At 43.6% G+C, this 2,192-nt stretch carries 4 protein-coding genes; 1 reads left to right on the forward strand and 3 read right to left on the reverse strand.

The features are described from left to right. The first annotated feature begins 138 nt into the window (after window positions 1-138). Window positions 139-648, forward strand: coding sequence for a GNAT family N-acetyltransferase (locus tag H6G26_RS41165; RefSeq protein ID WP_190737837.1), 510 nt, complete (start codon window positions 139-141; stop codon window positions 646-648). Window positions 649-722: 74 nt separating this feature from the next. On the opposite strand, the gene H6G26_RS43630 is transcribed toward H6G26_RS41165, so the two are convergent. From H6G26_RS43630 to H6G26_RS41180, 3 genes are all read right to left on the reverse strand, one after another. Continuing rightward, complete coding sequence (locus tag H6G26_RS43630) at window positions 723-1,016, reverse strand: hypothetical protein (RefSeq protein WP_242054406.1); 294 nt, start codon at window positions 1,014-1,016, stop codon at window positions 723-725. Next, window positions 1,013-1,408, reverse strand: a complete 396-nt coding sequence (locus tag H6G26_RS41175) for an ASCH domain-containing protein (RefSeq protein ID WP_190737840.1) — start codon at window positions 1,406-1,408, stop codon at window positions 1,013-1,015. Before H6G26_RS41175 ends, H6G26_RS43630 begins: the two co-directional genes overlap by 4 nt. A 67-nt stretch (window positions 1,409-1,475) precedes the next feature. Then, the coding region (locus H6G26_RS41180) for a DnaB-like helicase C-terminal domain-containing protein (protein WP_190737842.1) at window positions 1,476-2,192 on the reverse strand (717 nt) is incomplete at its 5' end.

The raw sequence follows: 2,192 nt of genomic DNA on the forward strand, positions 1-2,192 counted from the left end.
GAGGCTTAAGCCGACCCTTTTCAAACATCCTCTAAGTTGACAACAAGTTTCATGCAGTACCCAGGAAGCAATAGGAACAATCAGTCCAATTCCATCAGCATAATAAATAGTTAGACATCAATAACAAGGTGTTCGACTATGAGAGTTATTGAAACAGAGCGTTTAGTTCTTCGTCGGCTGAGTGTTGAAGATAGCGAGTTCATTCTTGAGATATTGAATGACCCTTTGTGGTTGCGCTTTATTGGTGATAAAGGTGTGAGAACTCTTGATGATGCTCGTGAATATATTTTGAAGAATCCGGTTGCTATGTATGAGCGTCTCGGCTTCGGATTGTATTTGGTTGAGCTAAAGGGGAAGAGCGCCTCGATTGGAATTTGCGGTTTGATAAAAAGAGATTCCTTGGAAGATGTAGATGTTGGGTTTGCCTTTCTTCCTAAGTTCCGGGGAAAAGGATACGCTTATGAATCTGCTTCTGCTGTTATGATGTATGGGAGAAGAACCTTCGGCTTAACTCGTATTGTCGCTATCACTACACCGGACAATTATGGTTCAGCAAAGCTGCTCAAAAAACTAGGACTAAGCTTTGAGCGAATGATTAAACTATCTGATCATAGTAAAAGTGTTAGTTTGTTTATTTCTGATGTCTAACAATTGCAGTGTAGCGGATTGAAGAAAGCCGCTCGTGCTGAGTTCGAGTTTTTAGCAACCTCTGACCGCAGCCGTTATGCCAAAGCTTTAGTTCTGTCAGCAATACTAATATTTTGATTCATATTTTTTACTCCTAATTCATAATTGCGAATTGCGAATTGCGAATTGCGAATTGATTCTTGGCAGTGGTAGTTGGTAATATCTGCGTGGATTGGAATTCCTGGTTGTTCATGGCGCAATTGTGATTGAGAATAAGGGGAGATTTCGACAAATTGCTGGACTCGGAATTTGTGGGATAGACCTGCGGCTGATATTCCGTGGTGGCAGAGTCCGCCGATGCCGGAGAAAAGAGAAAGGACTGATTTCATGGGGCGATCGCACTCCTAACCAATTCATCAGGTACTTCAAAAATCCCCAGTTGGCCGATGTAAGGAATTGGTGTAACTTCTCGTGGATTCGCCAATTCCCAGTGGTACTGTTCAGCCATCCCCCAGCCAGATGCAACTTGTGAAAACTTGCAATCAACTATTGTGACAATACCGATGACTTGACCGCGACGGAGAGAGATTAACTCTGGGATTATTACTCCCATGCTTTGACAAAATTCTCTCGCTAACAGATACTCTCTTTTGGTACAAGTCTTGGCTGCATGAATGAGAATATCGCCGCGATAATTGATAGGCCAGCCTCGGTTTTCTATGTCTTTAAGAGCGTAAATTATTGCCCATGCCCAAGGCTGACGAACGGATATCGCTTTCACGGTGTTTTAAAACTCCAGTAATTGAATGTATGCGTCTAATGCCGCGATCGCTGGATCTGGCTGTAAATTATCTCGCCAAGTTCAAAAATTTCGATGTAGATAAGTCGCACAACATGGTCGCAGTGCCGAGCTTACCGTAAAGGCGGTTTTTCTCAACAATCAACTCGATAGTGCGATCGCTTGGGTCTTTGGTGTAGACAGCATCCCGGTAAAGCATGATTAACTGGTCACAAACCTCAAAAATTTCACCAGAGTTGCGAAGTAAATGACGATTGGGGCGTTTATCAGCTGTTGTTTGATTGCCCCGATTAATTTGACAGCCCAAGAAAACAGGGATTTTGTGAGACTTGGCAATATCCCGAATCTGGCGGGTAATCTTGCCGACTTCAAAGGCCATGTTCCCACCGGACTCCAAAGGAATCTGCTGCAAGTAATCAATAAACACAGCCCCAATAGAACCACCAAATTCGGCAATAGCACGGCGCACAGCAGAAGCAATCATTGTGGTTGTAGGGGAGGAATGCTCATAGACTTTCCAAGGCAGTTCCACCATCTGTCCTATGCCTTGTGCTATTTGCTCCCAGTAGCATTGAGTATTGGTTTGAATCATAGAAGCATCTACACCTGTGATTCGGGCTAGCATTCGGGCATTGAGTTGATTCTTATCCATTTCTGGAGTAACGTACAGAACTGGCTTTCCAAGTTTGGTCATGATTTCGTAAGCGTAAGAAATCATGAAGTGGGTTTTGCCCATGTGGGATTCAGCAGCCACTACAACTAAGCT

This window comes from Nostoc sp. FACHB-888 (assembly GCF_014696655.1).
In the GTDB taxonomy this organism is placed as follows: domain Bacteria; phylum Cyanobacteriota; class Cyanobacteriia; order Cyanobacteriales; family Nostocaceae; genus Nostoc.